This window comes from Undibacterium sp. RuRC25W (assembly GCF_049339825.1).
Lineage (GTDB): Bacteria > Pseudomonadota > Gammaproteobacteria > Burkholderiales > Burkholderiaceae_D > Undibacterium.
This window is the reverse complement of sequence record NZ_JBMPPD010000003.1, coordinates 104,670-126,886: the sequence shown is the minus strand read 5'-3', so window position 1 is coordinate 126,886 and position 22,217 is coordinate 104,670. Positions and strand designations below refer to the sequence as shown.

Sequence of the window (22,217 nt, the reverse complement as noted above, 5' to 3'; positions counted from 1 at the left end):
TTCTACGAACCGGGCTTTTTTCTTGGGAAATTTCAACGTTGTATATTGAATTAACACTTACTTTGTTTTTTGTTTTTATTGGTTGCCATCGCAACCGTGTCATCGACACTGATTCCGCATTCGTATGGTGGCATCAGGCCAAGGGTCACCCCCTTATTAAGAATATCCTGGATATGATCCTTAATTCTGGCAAATAACAGGTGCTTTTGTCGGCTTCCTACAAAGTTTGATAGATCAGCCAACGCTTGCAAACTAGAACTATCAAGATCGTAAGACTCTTCCAGGCTGATAACAAAGCTATGAATGCGTTCATCAGCAACCATAATGCCATTCCTGATCTCTGTTGTGATTCGTTCCGCATTCGCAAAAAACATCGGGGATTCAGGTCTAAAGACGATAACTCCAGGGATTGATCTTGCTTCAGGGTGATTTTGCATGCTGACAAAGTCGTGGCTGTGACCGAGTCGGCCCAGCACCGAGACGCTTGCTGTTGCAATGCGTCGCAGCATCAAGCCGATACTGATTGCAATCGCTGCCAATAAGCCATCTAACACGCCAAATGTGATAACGCCTGCGATAGCAACAAGTACGACGATGACGTCACTCCGCCAGACCATGTAAGGTTTAAATGCATACAAACTTAATGAATGCGAAACTGCATGGATCACAATAGCCGCTAATACAGGCTCGGGGATTAGTTCTACAAAGCGGAGTAAGTACCAGACCATGAGTAACACGGTCAGCGCAGCACACCACCCTGCGAGTTTGGATTGTGCACCAGCCGCTTCATTGGCAGATGTCGCTGAATAGCCTGCGCCTACTGGCATACCATGAAATAAACCAGAAACGATATTGCCGACGCCGAAGGCAAACAAATCACGGTTTGCTGCAGTTTGGTCACCATGCTTAAGGGCATAGGTGCGAATAGAACTATAGGATTCGGCATACAAGATCAGCACCATTGCCAGTGCGAGCTCCCCTAAGCGTGTCCATTCATTGTGTCCTAGTATTGGCAAACCGGGCGTTGGCAGTTGCAACTCCATCTTGCCGACAAGGTGGATGCCATATTGGTCAAGATGAAGATACTTACCTGCCAGTATCCCTACCGCAATCGTGATTAAACCCCCAGGGATTTTGGGGAAACGGGCTAATGAAAATAGCAGAAACAAGGCGACTGTACCAACCAGGATGCCGTTGATATTCCATCGCCCGATCTGTGCGCAAATATCCGCGACATAATAGGCAAAGTTGCTTTCCGTAGAATGCACATCGACTATTTTTGAGAATTGTTTAATCGTAATTGTCAGTGCCAAGGCAAATGCAAAACCGCGTAGTACTGGTTTAGCGATGAACTCTGAAACACTGCCAATCTTAGCGAGACTAGCCAGAATAAAAAAGATGCCACTCAGGATAGTAAGACCCAAAGCAAGTGCCATCCTGTGTTGTGGGTCACCATTTGCCATCGACGCCGTCGCCGCCGCCATGACAGCTGCCGATGAAGACGTGGCGGAAACAATGGCGTACCGACTGCTACCTAGCAGCCCGTAGCACAATAGCCCTGCAAATAATGCCAGCACGCCGGCTTGCGGCGGTAAATTGCCGATACTTGAATAGGCAACTGCCTCAGGTAGCAGTAAGCCTGCAATGGACAAGCCAGCAATCAGATCTTGTAGACTCAATACCGGCATTGCGAAGCGAAATCTCGACCATCTGAACTCCATGCGTTGCCTACCTTTCTTATACAGAATCAAACAGACTGAGTGATTCTCTTAGTATTTGTTTATTACTCAGTTTCAATGCTAAAAAAAGGGGGGGACTCCCCCCAATTCTCATTTGGAGGTCTGATAATCGATGTCAGACAGAGATGGTGCAGAATTAATGCAGGGGAGTCGCTGCCGGTGTGTACGAAAGCGATGAGAACTGAATGGTTAATGTTTGCCTGTGCTGCCAAAACCACCTTCACCACGTTCGCTTTCACCAAATTCATTCACGATATTAAATCCGACCTGAAGCACCGGAACAATAATCAATTGTGCCAGTCGTTCCATCGGGTTGAGTACAAAGTCATTTTGACTACGGTTCCACGTCGAGACCATTAATTGACCTTGGTAATCGGAATCGATTAAGCCGACCAGATTGCCGAGGACAATGCCATGTTTATGACCCATTCCACTGCGCGGCAATATCATGGCGGCATAAGCAGGGTCACCGATGTGAATTGCGAGACCCGTTGGAATCAGCACCGTTTCACCTGGTTTAATAGTGATGGCTTCATCGATACAAGCGCGCAGATCCAGTCCTGCACTACCTGGCGTGCCGTACGCTGGTAACTGGTCTTGCATACGTGGATCAAGGATTTTGAGGTCGATCTGTTTCATGATGTGTACGGTAGTAAAGTGAAAAATAGCGCTGACAACAACCCCTCGTGGGTTCGTTGTCAACCGTGTTAATTGGGTAAGCGGTTTGCCAGCTCTGCGATCAGCTTGCCAGCCAAAGTTTGTTTATCCGCGCGACCAAGTGCCTCGTGACCAAGGGCGTCAAATAATATGAGCTCATTGTCGTCCTGACCGAAGGTTTGATGGCCGATATTTCCGACCAGTAGTGGGATGTTTTTCTTGATGCGTTTGGTCGTGCCATACTGCAATAAATTTTCTGATTCCGCGGCAAAACCGACGCAATAAGGCGCGTCTGGTAAGGCGGCAACCAGTGCCAGAATATCAGGATTTTGTGCAAATTCTAGCTGTGGCGTATCGCTGTCAGACATCTTTTTAATTTTCTGATCGCTGGCGTTCACCACCCGCCAGTCGGCCACCGCGGCGACCGCGATAAACGCATCCTGCAAGTGTGCCTTGAGGCTGGTCATCACTGCGTCATGCATTTGTTGAGCGGTCTGTACATTGATACGCTTGATGCCATAAGGTTGTTCCAGTGCGGTTGGGCCTGATACGAGCGTCACGTTGGCACCTGCCTCCCATGCGGCACGGGCGATGGCGTAACCCATCTTGCCTGAGGATAAATTGGTGATGCCACGTACCGGATCGATAGGTTCAAAGGTAGGGCCAGCGGTAATGAGCAGATGTTTGCCAGCGAGACTTTTTTTCTGAAACGAAGCAATGATCTCAGTCAGTAACTGATCTGGCTCCAACATTCTGCCCATGCCTGTCTCACCACAAGCCTGATCGCCTGCAGCGGGACCCATGACCTGAATGCCATCTGCTTTGATTTGTGCCACGTTACGTTGGGTCGCTGGGTTTTGCCACATCTCTACGTTCATCGCCGGTGCGATCAGTAACGGCACATGGGCGGGACGGGCGATACACAAGGTCGATAGCAGATCGTCACACGCGCCGTGTGCCAGCTTGAACATGAAATCGGTACTGCAAGGCGCAATGGCGATAGCATCTGCATCGCGGGTCAGATCAATATGCGGCATATTGTTATGAATACGCGCATCCCACTGATCGGTGAATACCGTGTTGCCTGACAAGGCTTGCATCGTCACTGGCGTGATGAACTGGGTTGCAGCCTGAGTCATGACGACTTGTACTGATGCCCCTGCTTTGCCCAAGGCGCGGGTCAGTTCCGCTACTTTATAACAGGCGACGCCACCAGTCAGGCCGAGAACGATTTTTTTTCCGGAGAGACGCAGACTCATGATGCAAACTCCTTATTTTTTGACGCGACGTAATTCATCGAGAATGAACAAAGCTGCGCCCAGACAAATAGCGCTGTCCGCCAGATTAAATGCTGGGAAGTGGTAAATATCCTGATAGTGAAAATCCAGAAAATCAATCACATGTCCGTACATCAGGCGGTCGATTACATTGCCCAACGCGCCACCCATAATTAAGGATAATGCCCAGCAAAATAATTTCTGGCTTGCATGACGACTCAATAAGTACGTGATGTAAGCCGCAGCAACCAGACCAAGCGCGGTAAAGACGTAGCGTTGCCATCCCGATTCGGTGGCCAGAAAGCTGAATGCAGCACCTTTATTGTAGACCAAGACCAGATTGAAAAACGAGGTCACGCTCATTGATTCGGCGTAGCTGAATAATTTCGTGATGGTGATTTTACTGACCTGATCAAGCAAAATCACAATCGCCGCTAAGCCTAACCAAGGGATGAGTGACGATCCTGACGAGCCAGAGGAGCTTGATGAGCGGGAGCCTGCAGAAAAATTAGAACGTTTTTTAGTCGCCATGAGTTTTCATTAAAAAGAGGTAAGTTACTAAAGGGTGCTTCTTTATCTTGCAATAGAAAAGACCGGTAGTTTGCCGGTCTTTTCTTTATATGACGACTGTCATTGTCGTGATGTCAGCGCTGATATCGATGATATCAATGAGATCAGTCATCAAGCAAAACGACGTGTTTCGCCCGCGCCAAAGAGGTTGCTGTAGCAGCGACCGCACAAGCCAGAATGTTCAGCATGGCTGCCAACATCCGCACGATAATGCCAGCAGCGCTCGCATTTTTGGTACGTCGATGGTGTCACAGTGACTGTTTCTGCGGTTTCGTCAGTGACTTGCTCAACGCTCGCTGCCGATGTGATCAACGCAAATTTCAGATCATCAGCAAAGCTATTCAACACATCAAATTTATCGCCACTGGCTTTGATCACGACTTCCGCTTGCAGGGATGAACCGATGCCACCAGCAACACGTACTTCTTCGAGTTGCTTGGTCACGTCATTGCGAACTGCGCGCAGAGTTGCAAATTTCTGCAGTAATGCTGCACTCTCAGCAATTTCAGGTAACGCATAATAGGTCTGCGTGAAAATCGTTTCGTCACTGTCTTTGAATGCATCAGCACTGGCGAAGAACTGCCATGCTTCTTCTGCCGTGAATGACAACATCGGTGCCATCAGACGTAACAACGCTTGTGTAATATGCCAGATCGCTGTTTGCGCAGAACGGCGCGCAGTTGAGGCCGTGCCACTAGTGTACAAACGGTCTTTCAAAATATCCAGATAGAATCCACCCAGATCTTCAGAGCAGTAAGATTGCAGTTTGCTGACCACAGGATGGAATTCAAACTGTTGGTAGTGAGCAAGTACTTCTGTTTGCAGAACAGCCATGTTCGCAATTGCATAACGATCGATTTCCAGCATGTCCGCAATCGCCACCGCATCTTTGCTGATATCAAAGTCCGACGTATTGGCCAACAAGAAACGCAAGGTGTTACGGATACGGCGATAGGATTCTGTGACGCGTTTGAGGATTTCGTCAGAGATCGACAATTCACCTGAATAATCAGTCGACGCTACCCATAAACGCAGAATGTCAGCGCCAAGGGTATCGGAGATCTTTTGTGGCGCAACCACATTACCTTTGGACTTCGACATTTTCTTGCCTTCGCCATCAACCACGAAACCGTGTGTCAGCAAGGCTTTGTAAGGCGCGTGTCCATCCAGCATGGAAGCAGTCAGCAGAGAAGAGTGGAACCAGCCGCGATGCTGATCGGACCCTTCGAGGTACAGATCGGCAGGGTAAGCGGATTGTTCTTTATGTGAACCACGTAAGACCGTTTTGTGCGTGACACCAGAATCAAACCAAACGTCGAGCGTATCGCGGTTTTTGACATACATTGACGCTTCGTCACCCAATAAATCTGATGGCTCGATTTTGTGCCAGGCTTCGATGCCTTCGGTTTCGATGCGTTTGGCAATGATTTCGAGCAATTCTGGAGTACGTGGGTGCAACTGGCCCGTTTCTTTGTGCAAGAAGAATGCCATTGGCACGCCCCATTGACGTTGACGTGACAGCGTCCAGTCTGGACGATTCGCGATCATGCCGTGCAGGCGAGCTTTGCCCCAGCTCGGGAAAAACGCTGTCTCATCAATGGCTTTGAGTGCTGTTTCGCGCAGGCTGGTAGCGCCATCGTTTGGTGTGTTGTCCATACTGGCGAACCATTGCGACGTCGCACGATAGATAATCGGTGTTTTATGACGCCAGCAATGCATGTAGCTGTGGTCAAACATCTTCAATGAGAATAAGGCACCAGCTTCGCGTAGTTTTTCGCAGATCGGCTTGGATGCTTCCCAGATGGTCATGCCAGCAAAGAATGGCAGTGTCGACGCAAATTTACCATCACCCATGACAGGCGCGATGATGTCGTCATCTTTCATGCCATGCGCTTTGCATGACTGGAAATCTTCGATACCGTAAGCAGGTGCGGAGTGAACAACGCCAGTACCACTATCGAGCGTGACATAGTCACCCATGTACACAGGAGAGTAACGGTCATAGCCTGCATCGAGTGCAGACAATGGATGTTTGAATTTGATTTCAGACAACGCGGCTCCGAGGCAAGTAGCGATCACTTTGCCTTCGAGTTCGTACTTTGCCAAGCTGGTTTCCACCAGATCTTTGGCGATGATCAACAATAACGGTGCACCATCACGGCTAGTTTCTACGAGCGCGTAAGTGATTTCCGGATGCATGTTCAAGGCTTGGTTTGACGGAATGGTCCACGGTGTGGTGGTCCAGATCACGCAATAACCTTTGTCATGCGGCAGTTTATCTAACTGAAAGGCTTGTGCCAGCTTGTCAAGTTCGGCAAACGGAAAGCCAACGTCGATCGACGGGTCACGTTTGTTTTCGTATTCAACTTCAGCTTCAGCCAGCGCCGAACCGCAATCAAAACACCAGTTAACTGGCTTCAGACCACGATAGACGTAGCCTTTTTCCAGCAATTGACCGAGCGCACGCAACTCATCGGCTTCATTGCTGAAGTTCATGGTTTTGTAGGGATTGTCCCACTCACCTAACACGCCTAGGCGGATAAAGTCAGCCTTCTGGCGACCGATCTGCTCTTCAGCATAAACGCGGGCTTTGGATTGAACTTCATTGACCGGCAAGTTTTTACCGAACAATTTTTCGATCTGAATTTCAATTGGCATCCCGTGGCAATCCCAGCCTGGTACGTACGGTGCATCAAAGCCAGCCATGCTGCGTGCTTTGATAATCATGTCTTTCAGGATTTTATTAACGGCGTGGCCAATATGGATATCGCCATTCGCATACGGTGGGCCGTCGTGCAGAATAAACTTAGGACGACCAGCACTGGCTTTACGAATCCGTTGATAGATATTTTTTTCTTGCCATTCCTTAACCCATTTTGGTTCGCGTTTAGCGAGATCGCCACGCATGGGGAATGGTGTTTCGGTCATATTAACCGGGTATTTGCTCGCAGCTTTAGCTGTTTTATTTTCGGACATGATGAATTTTCTTTTATAAATAGAGGAAGAAGAAACGGCTGAGAGTTTCTTCAAATTCGGTCGGTCGCGTTGCTGGCCGGAATGCGGGAAGTCGCTGCAAAATAGGCGCGTGCTTGGTCAGCGTCGTTGTTGATCGCGGCAGTCAGCGTTTCCAGATCACTGTACTTTTCTTCGTCACGCAGTTTCTTTAAAAACTCGATTTGTACGACCTTACCATAGGCATTGCCCTGATAGTTGAAGACATACGTTTCCAGTAACACACGACCACTGTCGTCGACCGTTGGCCGGACACCAAGGCTGGCAACCGCTGGCAGTGGCTGCTCAGAGAGACCATGCACCTGTACAATAAAAATGCCAACGACAGCAGGGCGATGGTGCGCAATGCGCAGATTAAGCGTTGGGAAGCCGATTGTGCGTCCTAGTTTTTGACCGTGAATCACATGACCAGAAATCCGGTAAGGATGGCCGAGTAAGTCTTTGGCCTCGTTAAAATCACCAGCCGCCAGCGCAGTCCGTACCGCTGAAGACGATATTCTGACGCCTTTGTTCTGCACAGCAGGCAAGGTCACGACTTCAAAACCGTATTGCTTGCCGGCTTCTTCCAACATGGCAATGTTACCTGCACGCTTAGCACCAAAACAAAAATCATCGCCAACCATCAGCCATTTGACGTGCAAGCCATCGACAAGGATCTGCTTGATAAAGTCGTGTGGTGACAACGAGGCAAAATGGGCATTGAAGTGTTCAACGATCACACGATCTACATCTGCACGTTTTAGTGATGATAAATTGTCACGTAAATTAGCAATTCGAGTCGGCGCGAGAGAGAGATCACCAGCGAGTTTTGCAAAAAATGCACGTGGATGAGGTTCAAAGGTCATCACCGCTGATTCTAGGTTCAAACGGTTTGCCGCAGCACGTAAATGCGCGAGCAAAGTCTGGTGTCCCAAGTGTACACCATCAAAATTGCCTATCGCCAGTGCACAGGGAGCACGGGAGGCTTCATTTGGAAGTCCGCGAAATACCTTCATTGTTTCCAGAAAACTGCTGCAAAGCGGTAGATTATAAATGACTTCGCAGTGAATAGCCTTGATTCGCCTTGAAAAAGCCGATTCTCGTGGTTAATCACACGGCGTTACGGCTTGAAAAGCAGTCGAATCAGGCTTGAACTGCACAAGGATGTTTTTTAGGTAACTTTTTCACCACTGGACTCATATGGGTGGTAAAAAGACAATTGATTTTTAGTAAGAAATTATCACACCGACGGGGCCGTGTTAAATCAACCAGATGATCAGTGGTGATGTGACCAAGTAACACTATCTGAGCTCAGAAAGGATTCAACAGCATCTTTGTTTCCCGTTGCATGTTTCATCACTTCACCGCAAGTGCAGATACCTTGGTACGGCTGGATATGAGAGCAGGCGGATACTTTTTGCAAGAATACTTGTACAGATTTGCTGCATTTTTTGCATTTGAAGGTGAGGATGCGGGCTGGTTTATTCATGATAAGTCGATTCAATTTGAAAGCCGTCGCAGGCACGAGCGTGCCTGCGAACGTTGGTGGCGTATTTTATATAACGTGATTGCCTTGATGGAATATTATTTCAATTTTAAACGCCACAGCGAGGTGACTTCTTTTACCCGAGCAGCATGTAAGGGGTCCGTTGCGTCCGTCGATTTTGCATGTTGTGGTTTAATGTCCATTTTGCCGATGACCGTTAAACCGCCAGCGTCAATCCAGCTAAAGAACTCTTCGCTGCTACGTAATCCCAAATGTTGTGCAAAGTCTGACATGATCAGCCATGCTTCCCCGTGTGGTGCAAGATGTTCGGCCACGCCTGCCAGAAAGCGCTTTAACATCTGGCTGTCTGGATCATAGACTGCATATTCAATTGGCGAATTCGGGCGTGCCGGTACCCACGGCGGATTACACACGACTAACGGTGCACGTCCTTCTGGAAATAAATCGGTTTCCTGCAGCGTGACCTGATTTAAAAAGCCTAATGTTTGCAGATTTTCGTTGGCGCAGGCGAGGGCGCGCTTGTCCTGGTCTGTGGCAACGATTTTTTTCACTCCACGTTTTGCCAATATGGCAGATAACACGCCGGTACCGACACCGATATCAAAAGCAAGTTCCGTAGAGGGTAGTGGCGCTTTCGCAACGAGATCGATGTATTCGCCGCGTACTGGCGAGAAGACGCCGTAATACGGATGAATTTTTGCATCCAGTGCCTTAATCGCGACGCCATTTTTACGCCACTCATGCGCGCCAATGAGCCCTAATAATTCTCGTAATGAAGCAACGAAGGCGTCGCTGGGCGGGCCGTAGACTTCGGTGCAGGCGAGTCTGACATCCGGCGCGCGACGTAATGAAATGCCGTAATCCGCTTCAAACGGAATCAGCACCATTGCCAAGACGCGTGCTCGCTGCGATTGTGCCTGGCGATATAAATGAAATGCTTCAGACGCACTAGTTGGTATCTTTGCTTTTTTACTGGCGGGTTTTTTATCAATCCGTCGAGCCAGTGATTGCAGCAATTGCTTGCCGTTATGGAAATCCCCACGCCAAAGTAAAGCTGTACCCTCGCAGGCGAGTTTGTAGGCGGTTTCGGTATTCATCCGGTCATCTGCGATCTGCACCCGTTTAGGCGGTGGCGCTCCGTTTTCTGCATGCCAACGGCATGAGCGGGGTTCGTCGTTTTCTATCCAGTGCAATTGCGGAGAAGGGGAATTCATTATTTTCTTATGGAAGTCGCCCGATTGATGGGCGATATGGAGATTGAACGTGACTAAGACAGCAGTGTAGCAAAGAAATGACTGCAAATTGACCGAATAAGGCAAGATTTACGGAAAACCTTTACCCCATTTCCGAATAATAAATTGTTTATAAGGGATGGGATTTTGCGTCTAATAAGCTTATGTTAGGCTATCTGTATAAATATATTAAGTAACCTGTCCACTTTCCTCTTTTATCGACAGCATTGAACTCCTGGAAAACCATGCAAAAACATTTCTACCGTGCAGCGATTGCAACGTTGATTTCTACCTCTGAGATAACGCCTGTTGCCCATGCCGACGGCATTGCGAGAACACGATCAACTGCTGCAACGGCATCGGTAAGTGCATCTGCATTTACTCGATTAAAACAGGAGTTTCTGGTCGCGCTGTGGAAGCAGGATCCGGATATGGCGATGGCCGCCGGAAAGTACACCGATGCGGCAAAGTTGACCTTGCCAGATCAGGCGACTCGGGATCAATATCTGAAGTTTATTGATCGCTGGTTGACCCATTTGTTGATCGTTTCTAGCGAGACTTTATCCGTCAATGACCAGACAGATCTGGTGTTGATGCGTCAGTATCTTGAGGGGACACGCTGGTATCTGACCCAATTTCGTGAATTTGAGTGGAATCCAACGCAACATAATATCGCGGGTAATTTTGATGCGATTCTGAATACCGATTTTGCCCCCAAAGCAGAACGGGTACGTATCGCCATACGTCGTCTGCAGGCGGTTTCTGCGTATTATGCGGCTGCAAAAGCGAGCATCCATTCACCGACAATAGAGCATACACAACTGGCAATTCAGCAAAGCGCCGGTGCGTTGACAGTATTATCCGAACTTGAACAAGCTGCAGCGCAAGAAAATCTAACGACTCAGCAGAAACAAGCGCTTCAGACTGGTTTAAAAAATGCCCGTGAAGCACTGAATGATTATGTTGCCTTTTTGACCGAGACGGCAAAACATCTGACGCCTGATACAGCGCGTTCATTCCGTATCGGGAAAGAGCGGTATGAAGGTAAATTTAAAGCTGATATTCAATCCTCCTTCACCGCCGAGCAGACTTATCAGCGGGCGTTAGCGGCGAAAGATGAGGCGCATCGCAATATGGAAAAACTCGCCGATCAACTCTGGTCTAAAACCATGGGCGATCAGCCTAAGCCAGACGATCGTGTACAAAAAATTGCGATGGTGATCGCTAAACTGTCTGAGCAACACATCAAAGGCGAAGAGCTATTTCCCGCTATTCGCCAGCAACTGCCGGTGTTAGAAAAATGGATCAAAGACCATGATTTGTTGGAGCTGGACAGTAAAAAACCGTTAATCGTTCGTGAGACGCCGGAGTATGAACGCGGCGTGACGATTGCGTCGATTGAGGCGCCGGGGATTTTTCGTCCACACGATAATACCTACTTTAACGTCACGCCATTTGATGGGCAATCTGCTGAAAAAATTGAGAGCACCTTGCGTGAATATAATCGCTGGGTATTGCAAATTCTGTGTATTCATGAAGCCATTCCTGGTCACTATACTCAGTTGCAACACGCAAACCAGTCGCCGTCTGTTATCAAGACACTGTTTGGTAATGGTGCCATGATTGAAGGGTGGGCGGTCTATAGTGAACGTATGATGTTGGAATCAGGATATGGCGAGAACTCTCCAGAAATGTGGTTGATGTATTACAAATGGAATTTGCGTGCAGTATGCAATACCATCCTTGATTACAGCGTGCATGTGCTGGGAATGACTGAAGTGCAGGCAAAAGATTTCCTGATTAATCATGCTTTCCAGACACAGGCAGAAGCCGATGGAAAATGGCAGCGTGTGCAGTATTCTTCCGTGCAATTAGCGAGCTACTTCAGCGGTTTTAGTGAAATCCTTGATTTGCGCGAGGAACTGAAAAAACAACAGGGGGACAAATTCAAGCTCAAACAATTCCATGAGCAATTCCTGGGATATGGCAGTGCGCCGGTCGGAATGATTAAAACACTGATGCTCAATGGTTCTGGCGTGAAGTGAATGGCAGACAGTGACCAGAATAGATTGTCACCGATTACCAAAGCAAGGAAGCGACACGAAACTCCCGCTTACGCGGGCGCGGAGAAACTTGTGCCCCCAAAAAAACAACCTACATTCCACCCCAAGCCGCATTGAGAATAGATGCAGCTGCCAGACCAGCAGTTTCTGTCCTCAAAATTCTCGGACCCATCGATAGTGATAACACACCGTGGCGACTCGCGAGCCGTTCTTCGTCATCACTGAGGCCACCTTCAGGACCAATTAATAGCGCGACAGCTTGCGGCGGGTGATGTTTTGCCCAGTCAGTGAGCGACTGATCGGCGCGTGGTGATAGCATAATGCGCTGATGCATATCTTGCTGTGCTAGCCATTTGCTGAGATCCATCGGTGCTGTCAGATGTGTAAGTCGGTTGCGTCCGCATTGTTCCGCTGCGGCGCTGATGATGCCGCGCCAGTGCTCGACTTTCTTTTCAGCGCGTTCTGCCGATAACCGGACGACGCATCGTTGCGACGCTAAGGGCTGGATTGCTGTGACACCCAGTTCAACTGCTTTTTCAATGATCCAATCCATTTTGCTCCCCTCAGGCAAGGCTTGTGCGAGACTGAGGGAATAAGGTAACTCGACTTCATCTGGTAAAAACAGTTTTAATTCTGCACTGGCCCGTTTTTTTTCAATCTCCGTCAGGCTGGCGACAAAGCAACCACCTTCCCCGTTAAACAGATGAATGATGTCGCCAATTTGTAGACGCAGCACAAACACGTGATGTGCCACGTCGGTTGGCAGAGAGATGGTGGCGCCTAATGTTAGGGATTGGTCGCAAAAAAAACGAGGCATAGTGAATGGCGCTTATTCGTGGTGAGTGACTTGGTTTAATTTTTCTGTCAACGTTTGCAGTGCGATGTGACCTTGCATAATTGAAGAAATATCCTCGAGGTTCTCTTTTTGTTGTCCTCGTATATTTCTTGGATTATATCGTCCACGCGGTGAATCTGGCGATTTCAGTACATCAGGATTGAAATGCGATCACGCTGGTAGCTTGATAGCTTTGGAGCAGGGATTTAGTGTTATTTGTGATGACTTGATGGAATAATTTTGCGTAAGTTTCATTGAAGGTATATTGTTATAACTTCTATTTAGTTGTTTTTAATGAAATTTATTATGCATCCTGATGCCGCTTAACTGGACTTTGAAGCAAGCTCAATAGGGAATATCTGTATTAAGTGACCTCGTGCTCTGGTAAAATATTGGGCTTTGCAGGGTCTGAATTTGATTTTTCCTTCAGGCTTTACTGACCAGTCTTCTCAAACTATCTTCTACCGCCATGATTTCAACTATACAACCAGCAACTCTTTCTAAAATGGCAAATGCGATCCGCGCGTTGTCGATGGATGCGGTACAAAAAGCCAATTCCGGTCATCCGGGCGCGCCAATGGGCATGGCTGATATCGCTGTTGCATTGTGGAAAGGTCACTATCGCCACAATCCATCGAATCCAACGTGGATAAACCGCGATCGTTTTGTGTTGTCGAATGGTCATGGTTCGATGTTGCATTACTCTTTATTGCATTTGACAGGCTACGATCTGTCGATGGACGAGATCCGTAACTTCCGTCAATTGCACTCCAAAACCGCAGGTCACCCTGAAGTTCACGTGACACCGGGTGTAGAGACGACCACTGGTCCTCTGGGGCAAGGCATCACTAATGCCGTCGGTATGGCATTGGCTGAAAAGCTTCTGGCTGCTGAATTCAATGAAGCGGGTCTGAATGTAGTTGACCACCACACTTACGTGTTCATGGGCGACGGTTGCCTGATGGAAGGCATTTCTCACGAAGCATGCTCGTTAGCTGGTACGCTGCAACTCAATAAATTGATCGCTTTCTGGGATGACAACGGCATCTCTATCGATGGTCACGTTGAAGGCTGGTTCACTGACGACACACCAAAACGTTTTGAAGCGTATGGCTGGAACGTGATCCGTGCGGTAGACGGTCATAATGCGGTGGCTGTTGATGCAGCAATTGCTGCTGCTAAAACATCTAATAAGCCAACCTTGATTTGCTGCAAAACCATTATCGGTAAAGGTTCGCCGAACATGGAAGGCACGCACAACGTGCACGGTGCTGCATTGGGCGACAAAGAAGTCGCTGCGGTACGTGCGAACATCGGTTGGGACTACGCGCCATTTGAAATGCCTGCTGATGTATATGCTGCATGGGATGCCAAAGCTGCCGGCGCACAAGTTGAAGGCGACTGGAATGCACAATTTGCAGCGTACACCGCACAATTCCCACAAAAAGCGGCTGAACTGACCCGCCGTATGAAGGGCGACTTACCAGCCAATTTTGATGAAGTCGTGGCAAAGGCGATTGCTGCATGCGTTGATAAAAAAGAAAACATCGCTACCCGTAAGGCCAGCCAGAATGCGATTCAGGCCTTCGCGCCATCCTTGCCAGAGTTCTTGGGCGGTTCTGCTGATCTGACCGGTTCTAATCTGACGAACTGGAAAGAATGCGTTGCGGTGCGTGGCAATCAGGCTGGTAATCACATCAACTATGGTGTGCGTGAATTTGGCATGAGCGCGATGATGAACGGTATTGCTTTGCATGGCGGCTACATCCCTTTCGGCGCGACTTTCCTGACATTCTCTGATTACAGCCGCAATGCGATTCGTATGGCTGCGCTGATGAAAATCCGTACACTGTTCGTGTTTACGCATGATTCTATCGGTCTGGGTGAAGATGGTCCTACGCATCAATCCGTAGAACACATCTCCAGCATGCGTTTGATCCCGAATCTGGATAACTGGCGTCCGTGCGACACCGTAGAATCTGCGGCAGCATGGGCACACGCTGTTAAGCGTAATGATGGCCCATCCACGCTGATTTTCTCTCGACAAAATCTCCCTTACCAAGAGCGTAGCGCGCAACAAATCGCTGACATCCAACGTGGTGGTTATGTCTTGCAAGACGTCGCAAATGCCAAAGCAGTCTTGATTGCTACAGGTTCTGAAATTGAATTAGCCGTGAAATCCGCAGCGGCGCTGGCTGAGCAGGGTATCGCAGTACGTGTTGTTTCTATGCCATCGACCGATGTGTTTGATCGTCAAGATGCTGCATACAAATCAGCAGTTCTGGGCAAAGGCTTGCCACGTATTGCGATAGAAGCTGGTGTAACGGACTTCTGGTACAAATATGTTGGTTTAGAAGGTGCGGTTGTCGGTATTGATACCTTCGGTGAATCTGCTCCTGCTGGCGTGTTGTTTAAGTTGTTTGGCTTTACTGTTGACAACGTCGTTGCCAAAGTCAAAGCAACCCTAGCTTAAGTAAAATGACTGACATGATGAGCAGTATCAAAGAAGTCAGTTTACGTCGTGCTACTGTAGCAGACGCAGAAGCGATTGCTGCGGTACGAGTTGATAGTTGGCAAACGACCTATCGCGGCATGATTCCAGATACTTATCTGGATCAGATGCGGATTGAGGATAGCTTCTTGCATTGGAAGCAGATTCTCGAAGCGCTTCCAGCTGCTGGTGACCGTGTTTGCGTTTATGTGGCTGAAAGTGAGGGCCACATTATTGGCTTCGCCTCTGGCATGGTACTGCCTGAAGCGAAATTCGGTATGCAAGCGGAACTGACGGCAATTTATTTGCGTCCGGCTTGGCAACGTTCTGGTATTGGTCGCCGGATGGTGCAAAAAGTAGCACGTACCTTGCAGGCGCAGGGAGCGCAAAGCTTGTTGGTGTGGGTGATTTCTGGTAACGCGATTGCCAAAAATTTCTATGAAGACTTAGGCGGTGTTGAACTCCACAAGCAGGCATTTACCTGGGATGGTATTGATTTGAATGAGGTCGGTTACGGCTGGCGTGATTTGTCTGTCCTTATGGCCTCGGTGAATGCAATGCCTACTTCGTCGGCAGTACATTAGGTAGATCGCGCGCAGACTGCTCACAGATAAGTTGAATCTGCGGGCGTAGCGGACATAGTCGACGCAGTAGATGCGGTGGTCTCAGCGTCAGGTGTCAGTAATAACAGGTTATTTTGTTGTTTATTTATTGTTGTAAAGTCCTTTGGAGATAAAAACATGACGATTCGCGTCGCAATTAACGGCTATGGCCGTATCGGCCGCAACATCCTTCGCGCTCACTATGAAGGTGGCAAATTCAAAAATGAAATCCAGATCGTTGCTATCAATGATCTCGGCAATGCTGAATCCAATGCCCACCTGACACGCTACGACACAGCCCACGGCAAGTTCCCTGGCACAGTGAGCGTAGAAGGCGACACAATGATCGTCAATGGCGACAAAATCAAAGTGTTTGCTGAGCGTAACCCAGCGAACATTCCTTGGGGTGAACTCAACGTTGACGTCGTTCTGGAATGCACAGGCTTTTTCACAACCAAAGAAAAAGCATCTGCTCATTTGGCTGGCGGCGCAAAGAAAGTCATTATCTCCGCTCCAGGCGGTAAAGATGTTGACGCAACAGTTGTGTACGGCGTGAACCACGGTGTTCTGAAATCAACAGATACAGTGATCTCTAACGCTTCTTGCACAACAAACTGCTTGGCACCATTGGCAAAACCACTGAACGATGCGATCGGTATCGAAAGCGGTTTGATGACAACGATCCACGCATACACCAACGATCAGGTATTGACTGATGTTATGCATGAAGATTTGCGTCGTGCACGTTCAGCAACAATGAGCATGATCCCGACAAAAACTGGTGCAGCTGCAGCAGTTGGTCTGGTATTGCCAGAATTGAATGGCAAGTTGGATGGTTACGCAATGCGTGTTCCAACCATCAACGTTTCTGTTGTTGATCTGACTTTCATCGCTAAACGCGACACAACAGTCGAAGAAATTAACAAAGTATTGAAGGACGCATCTGAAGGCGCGTTGAAAGGTATCCTGGATTACAACACAGCACCGTTGGTTTCCGTTGACTTCAACCACAACCCAGCATCTTCTACTTATGACGAAACATTGACTAAAGTGAATGGTCGTCTGGTGAAAGTTTCCAGCTGGTACGACAACGAGTGGGGCTTCTCCAACCGTATGTTGGATACAACAGTTGCACTGATGAGCGCAAAATAATTTCTATTTTGTAATTTAAAAATACCCCGAACTTTCGGGGTATTTTTTTGTCCAAAAGAGACTTCAGGCAAAGAGAAGCTTGAGTGCAAGTCATTTACTTGAGCGAATTTCCAGACAACAAGGAGCAAAGACGATGAATATTAAAAAAATAGTTGCCGACAATAAAGGGTTTTTAGTGTTTATGTTGGGCATGGCCTTGGTCAGAAGTGCGCTCGCTGATTATTATTCAGTGCCTTCCAGTTCTATGTACCCCACCTTACTCGAAGGTGATCGGGTTATTTGTGACCGTATCGCATACGACCTGAAAGTGCCATTTACGGATGTGATCGTTAAACGCCTCGATGATCCTAAGCGCGGTGATATCGTTACTTTCACTTCGCCGGAAGATGGGGTTCGTCTGGTCAAACGCCTTGTCGCTTTGCCGGGTGATATCGTAGAAATGCGCGATGAACATTTGTATATCAACGGCCAGGCTGCGAACTACGAGCCGATCTCGATGCTGAGCGACGACCATTTGACGCCGCAACGTGAATTTTCTGGCGAACAACTGGTGTATAAAGAGCGCCTCGGAAGTCTTGATCATAACATCATCGTTATGCCTGATCGCTTTGCCATCCGGACGTTCGCACCAGTCAAAGTGCCCGAGGGGCAATACATGATGCTGGGCGATAATCGCGATAATAGTAAAGACTCACGCTATATCGGTTTGGTAAAGCGAGAATTAATTACGGGCCAGGTGAAGCGTTTGATGTTTTCTTTGAATGGCGATCATTATTACTTGCCGCGATTAGAGCGTTTTGGGTTTAAAGTATGAGTGCAAGTTGAGCCGTGATGTCAGTGATCTGACTACAGATAGGATGCGTAGCGCTTTTTATCTGTAGCAGAACTGTTTCTTCGATGTCTGCCCAGTCATCGGTGTGAGCGCCTTGTGCACTCAGACTGGGTTATAGCCTAATGCAATTGAAATCTGCTGTGCTGTGTCAGTAAGATTGCTGAGCCAGTCCTCTTGCAGACGATCAGCTGGGGCGGAGATGGATAACCCTGCGATCATTTTGCCGCTATCGTCATGGATGCCGGCAGCCATACATCGCACACCTAATTCGAGCTCCTCGTTATCTCTTGCGTAACCTTTTATCCGTACTTCGGCTAATTCTTTCTCCAACTTAGCCAGATCAGTAATGGAGTTTTTATTATGGCCAGAGAGTCCGGTGCGGGTGGCGTAAGCTCGGATGGCTTTTGGCTCATCTAGAGACAAAAACAATTTACCTGTCGATGTCAGATGCAACGGTGCGCGTCCACCAATCGCACGTACCACCTGCATACCTGAGCGTTCTGAAAATGCACGATCAATGTAGACAATCTCATCGCCCTGACGTACCGACAGATTGATGGTCTGGCCGGTATGGCGATGCAAGGTACGCATAAAATCGAGTGCAGCTTCACGTACGTTGAGACGGCTTTTTACGATGTTACCTAATTCCAATAAACGCATCCCTAACTGGTAGTAACCTGTTTCTGCCCGATCAACAAAACGGGTAGTTACGAGGTCATTGAGTATGCGGTGGGCGGTTGAAGGGTGTAGGCCTGTGACAATTGCCAGCTCTTTGAGGCTGACAGGGTCTTGATAGCGCGATAGCGCATCAAGCAGAGAAACCATGCGTTCTATGACCTGAATAGAAGTTTTATCTGAAGCTGGAGCGTCGATTTTCATAGGATCTGTGATGCAATGCAATAGAACTGTTATACCACAATGTGAAAAGTTCGTCATTGATTCGCGTTGTAAAATGTCATTAATCGTCGTGATTCTGTTCAAAATGATGTAATTTTGCGAATGAATTGGTCTTTATTATGCGTCTTGTCTCTTTTTGACGATGCGGTGCAGCAGGCTTAATAGCTTGCGTTGTGAGACATTTTTTCTATTTCTTTCTATTTCTTTCTATTTTTTTCTATTTTTTTATTTTTTATACATTCTTTTTGATTATGCTTGCATGTCATCAAAGTAAAGCTTTTTTACGTGACAATAAGAAAAAACTGAGCCGCATTGTCATGTAAAATTCGCGGCAACATGCATTCGGTAGCTGATCAGTCTGTTGACGAGTATCCCTCAGATAGGCGTGATCGGCTTAATAACGCTGCTAGATGGGGATGAGAGAAATGACATATTGTTGGTCAATTTCTCGTCATTGAATAGTAGTCCCATGTATTAAGGATGAACTATGGCCGCCAAAGAACAAGAAGTAAGTGAGTTTAAAAGCAAAAGTGGTGTTAAGCGGATATTTTCCGCCTTCTTTTATTCTATCGATGGCTTTAAATCGGCCTGGAAAAATGAACATGCATTCCGACAAGAGCTAGTGCTGGTCGTTATTGGTATCGTGACGGCCCTGGCTTTGCCTGTGTCCGCATTTGAAAAATTAATGATGATCGCTGTCTTGTTGCTGATACTGGTCGTTGAGTTACTTAACTCTGCGATTGAGGCTGTCGTAGACCGTGTGTCTCTGGAGCGTCACACGCTATCAAAAAATGCAAAAGACTTCGGCAGCGCTGCCGTATTGTTGACATTGATCATCGCTGTGGCGACTTGGTCCGTTATTTTATTTAATCGTTTTTACTACTGATATCCCATGATGGCGAGCATTAGCACAACAAAGAACACCGATCTGGACGCAGCGTTAACTGCTGCGATTAACAATAAAACCAAACCATTGGGTAGTCTTGGACGGCTCGAACAGTTAGCTGCACAAATTGGGATGATCCAGCAAACCGTTGCGCCAGTACTGAAATCGCCAGCGATCATCGTCTTTGCAGGCGATCACGGTGTTGTCGCCGAAGGTATTTCTGCTTTTCCGCAAGATGTGACTTGGCAGATGGTAGAAAACTTCCTAGCCGGAGGTGCTGCAATCAATGTCTTTGCGCGTCAGAATGGTATTGAACTACACATTGTTGACGCAGGTGTGAACCACGATTTTGGTCAGCGTGATGTACTTCATCAACGCAAAGTGGCGCCAGGGACGCGTAATTTCGCTAAAGAACCTGCGATGAGTGCTGCGCAATGTCAGGTGGCATTGCAGCATGGGCGAGATCTCGTCAGTGTCTTGAAGGGGAATGTGCTTGGTTTTGGCGAGATGGGCATTGGCAATACGACCGCTGCTGCGGCGGTAATGCATAAACTGACCAGCGTGCAGGTTGCGGATTGCGTTGGTGCAGGTACGGGCCTGACAACGGCCGGCATTTTGCATAAGCAGAAAGTGATTGAAGCCGCGGTCAATTTGCATTCTGAGGTAAGTGCGCCACTCGATGTGCTGGCTTGTTTTGGCGGCTTCGAAATCGCGATGATGGTGGGGGCAATGCTGGCTGCAGCGGAGCGACGCATGGTATTGCTGATTGATGGCTTCATTGTCACTAGTGCGTTGCTGGTGGCCGCAAGGATGGAGCCGGCGATTCTCGATTATTGCGTCTTCTCTCATCAATCGGATGAAAGTGGTCATGCACGCATGCTCAAGGAGTTGGATGTCAACCCTGTGTTGCAACTTGATTTGCGTCTGGGTGAGGGGACTGGTGCCGCTTTGGTGTATCCGATGGTGCAGGCTGCTGTTAATTTCCTGAACCAAATGGCGACCTTCGGTACTGCGCAAGTCAGCGAAAAAAGCGTAGATTGAGCTAATTTGATGATTGCCCATCTACGCCAACAGTGCTTGCATCAACTGCGGTTATTTTTTATCGCGTTGCAGTTTTTTACCCGTATCCCGATTCCACATTGGGTTGGATTTGAGGCGGCCTGGTTACAACAGTCGTCACGTTATTTTCCTGCGGTTGGTTGGGTGGTTGGTGGTGTTGTGAGCGGTGTCTATATCGCGGTATTGCAATGGTGGCCGCCAGCTGTCGCAGTTGTGTTGTCGATGGTTGCCGGCATCTGGGTCACAGGTGCGTTTCATGAAGATGGTTTTGCTGATGTCTGTGACGGTTTTGGTGGAGGAACTACGCCAGAGCGCGTCCTTATCATCATGAAAGACTCGCGGATCGGTGCTTATGGGACGATTGGTATTTGCCTGATGTTGTTGTTGAAATTTGTATTGTTGGTGAGTTTGCCTGCTGTGTTGGTAGTGCCAGCACTGCTGATTGCGCATCCGCTTTCTCGCCTGCTCTCTTGCAGCTTAATCTGGTTGCTTGACTATGCCAGACACGAAGGGAAGGCAAAGCCGCTTGCGCAATTTATGAGTTCCAATGAGTTTGGTGTTGCCTGTCTGAGTGTGCTAGTACCGCTGGCTGCCATTCTGTTGTGGCAACCGGTAGTCGTTGAGCGGTTGTTGCCCGCTTTGATCTTGATGCCGCTGTCGGCGTTCTGGTTTGCACGTTTGTTCGTTCGCCGGATTGGCGGGTATACCGGTGACTGCCTCGGTGCGGTTCAGCAATTGACCGAAGTTGTTTTTTACCTTGGCTTGCTGGCTCACGCACCAGTCTGATCATGTATCTCTACCTGATCCGGCATACCGCACCGCTTATTCCAGCAGGTATTTGCTATGGTCAGACCGACGTCCCGACGAGTGCCGACGATATCGGCGTCTGCGCTGAAACCCTGCGCCGGCGCTGGTCTGGCTCATTGCCAGTGTTTACCAGTCCATTATCGCGGTGTCTCAACTTAGCAAATCATTTGCATCCCAATCCTGTTATTGATGAGCGCCTTCTAGAGCTTCATTTTGGTGAGTGGGAAATGCAAGCATGGGATCTGATACCTCGTGATCAGATCGATGCCTGGGCGGCGGATGTTGTTGGTTACTCGCCAGGCAAGCGGGAAACGCTATTGCAAATGGTTGAGCGGGTAATGGCATTTATTGCTGATTTGCAAAAACAGTCCATGGAGCAGGCAGTGATCGTTTCTCATGCGGGCGTCATCAGGATCTTGGCGGCTTGGCAGCAGGGTGATACGGTTGTCAGCTTAGCAAAACGTGTGGCGCAAATGGAACAGCGTTTCGAATTCGCGTCGTGCACAGAGACAACCCTACTTTAGTGATGCTACTATTTTTGTGTTTTTTTGATGAACACGTCTCTGTTTTTGACGTAAATACCGTTGTTGTTTTAACGGGATGACGCCATCAAAAGTGGC

Annotated in this window: 19 protein-coding genes; 9 read left to right on the top strand and 10 right to left on the bottom strand. The window is 48.2% G+C overall.

Annotated elements, in window-relative coordinates; genetic code table 11:
* Positions 1–50: 50 nt before the first annotated feature.
* The 8 genes from ACO0KV_RS02860 to ACO0KV_RS02825 form a co-directional block, all read right to left on the bottom strand.
* Positions 51–1,679, bottom strand: coding sequence for a SulP family inorganic anion transporter (locus ACO0KV_RS02860; protein ID WP_423039674.1), 1,629 nt, complete (start codon positions 1,677–1,679; stop codon positions 51–53).
* Between the two features lie 249 nt (positions 1,680–1,928).
* Positions 1,929–2,378 carry a dUTP diphosphatase gene (gene dut / locus ACO0KV_RS02855; protein ID WP_423039672.1) on the bottom strand — a complete coding sequence of 150 codons (450 nt, stop codon included), beginning with the start codon at positions 2,376–2,378 and terminating at the stop codon, positions 1,929–1,931.
* 68 nt (positions 2,379–2,446) lie between these two features.
* A complete protein-coding gene (gene coaBC, locus ACO0KV_RS02850; protein WP_423039831.1) occupies positions 2,447–3,649 on the bottom strand; it encodes a bifunctional phosphopantothenoylcysteine decarboxylase/phosphopantothenate--cysteine ligase CoaBC in 1,203 nt (400 codons plus the stop codon).
* 18 nt (positions 3,650–3,667) lie between these two features.
* Positions 3,668–4,204: a signal peptidase II gene (gene lspA / locus ACO0KV_RS02845; RefSeq protein ID WP_423039670.1), complete on the bottom strand. Its 537-nt coding sequence runs from the start codon at positions 4,202–4,204 to the stop codon at positions 3,668–3,670.
* Positions 4,205–4,354: 150 nt separating this feature from the next.
* Positions 4,355–7,219, bottom strand: a complete 2,865-nt coding sequence (gene ileS, locus ACO0KV_RS02840) for an isoleucine--tRNA ligase (protein ID WP_423039668.1) — start codon at positions 7,217–7,219, stop codon at positions 4,355–4,357.
* A 50-nt stretch (positions 7,220–7,269) separates the two neighbouring features.
* Positions 7,270–8,250, bottom strand: a complete 981-nt coding sequence (locus tag ACO0KV_RS02835; RefSeq protein WP_423039666.1) for a bifunctional riboflavin kinase/FAD synthetase — start codon at positions 8,248–8,250, stop codon at positions 7,270–7,272.
* Positions 8,251–8,510: 260 nt separating this feature from the next.
* Positions 8,511–8,723, bottom strand: a complete 213-nt coding sequence (locus ACO0KV_RS02830; protein WP_422993493.1) for a hypothetical protein — start codon at positions 8,721–8,723, stop codon at positions 8,511–8,513.
* 95 nt (positions 8,724–8,818) lie between these two features.
* Positions 8,819–9,955: a methyltransferase gene (locus ACO0KV_RS02825; protein ID WP_423039664.1), complete on the bottom strand. Its 1,137-nt coding sequence runs from the start codon at positions 9,953–9,955 to the stop codon at positions 8,819–8,821.
* Between the two features lie 263 nt (positions 9,956–10,218).
* Here ACO0KV_RS02825 and ACO0KV_RS02820 point away from each other — a divergent pair, with 263 nt between their 5' ends.
* Positions 10,219–12,018, top strand: a complete 1,800-nt coding sequence (locus ACO0KV_RS02820) for a DUF885 domain-containing protein (RefSeq protein WP_423039662.1) — start codon at positions 10,219–10,221, stop codon at positions 12,016–12,018.
* A 109-nt stretch (positions 12,019–12,127) separates the two neighbouring features.
* On the opposite strand, the gene ACO0KV_RS02815 is transcribed toward ACO0KV_RS02820, so the two are convergent.
* Complete coding sequence (locus ACO0KV_RS02815) at positions 12,128–12,853, bottom strand: 16S rRNA (uracil(1498)-N(3))-methyltransferase (protein WP_423039660.1); 726 nt, start codon at positions 12,851–12,853, stop codon at positions 12,128–12,130.
* A gap of 454 nt (positions 12,854–13,307) precedes the next feature.
* On the opposite strand from ACO0KV_RS02815, the gene tkt reads away from it, so the two are divergent.
* The 4 genes from tkt to lepB all read left to right on the top strand — a co-directional run bounded on the left by tkt (position 13,308) and on the right by lepB (position 17,930).
* Entirely contained in the window at positions 13,308–15,344 is a 2,037-nt protein-coding gene (gene tkt, locus ACO0KV_RS02810; RefSeq protein WP_423039829.1) for a transketolase, read from the top strand.
* A 14-nt stretch (positions 15,345–15,358) separates the two neighbouring features.
* On the top strand, positions 15,359–15,946 hold the full coding sequence (locus tag ACO0KV_RS02805; protein WP_423039658.1) for a GNAT family N-acetyltransferase: 588 nt from the start codon (positions 15,359–15,361) through the stop codon (positions 15,944–15,946).
* Between the two features lie 156 nt (positions 15,947–16,102).
* Positions 16,103–17,116 (top strand): type I glyceraldehyde-3-phosphate dehydrogenase, encoded by a 1,014-nt coding sequence (gene gap / locus ACO0KV_RS02800; RefSeq protein ID WP_423039656.1) that lies wholly within the window; start codon positions 16,103–16,105, stop codon positions 17,114–17,116.
* Positions 17,117–17,249: 133 nt separating this feature from the next.
* Positions 17,250–17,930 (top strand): signal peptidase I, encoded by a 681-nt coding sequence (gene lepB / locus ACO0KV_RS02795; protein ID WP_423039654.1) that lies wholly within the window; start codon positions 17,250–17,252, stop codon positions 17,928–17,930.
* Between the two features lie 120 nt (positions 17,931–18,050).
* Here the strand turns inward: lepB and ACO0KV_RS02790 are convergent, their stop codons facing one another.
* Complete coding sequence (locus tag ACO0KV_RS02790) at positions 18,051–18,827, bottom strand: IclR family transcriptional regulator (protein ID WP_423039652.1); 777 nt, start codon at positions 18,825–18,827, stop codon at positions 18,051–18,053.
* Between the two features lie 505 nt (positions 18,828–19,332).
* Here ACO0KV_RS02790 and ACO0KV_RS02785 point away from each other — a divergent pair.
* From ACO0KV_RS02785 to ACO0KV_RS02770, 4 genes are read left to right on the top strand one after another with little or no spacing between them, the layout of a single operon-like run.
* Entirely contained in the window at positions 19,333–19,731 is a 399-nt protein-coding gene (locus tag ACO0KV_RS02785; protein WP_423039650.1) for a diacylglycerol kinase, read from the top strand.
* A gap of 9 nt (positions 19,732–19,740) precedes the next feature.
* Positions 19,741–20,772: a nicotinate-nucleotide--dimethylbenzimidazole phosphoribosyltransferase gene (gene cobT / locus ACO0KV_RS02780; protein ID WP_423039827.1), complete on the top strand. Its 1,032-nt coding sequence runs from the start codon at positions 19,741–19,743 to the stop codon at positions 20,770–20,772.
* Between the two features lie 9 nt (positions 20,773–20,781).
* A complete protein-coding gene (locus ACO0KV_RS02775) occupies positions 20,782–21,576 on the top strand; it encodes an adenosylcobinamide-GDP ribazoletransferase (RefSeq protein WP_423039648.1) in 795 nt (264 codons plus the stop codon).
* A 2-nt stretch (positions 21,577–21,578) separates the two neighbouring features.
* Positions 21,579–22,121, top strand: coding sequence for a histidine phosphatase family protein (locus ACO0KV_RS02770; protein ID WP_423039646.1), 543 nt, complete (start codon positions 21,579–21,581; stop codon positions 22,119–22,121).
* Positions 22,122–22,217 lie beyond the last annotated feature (96 nt).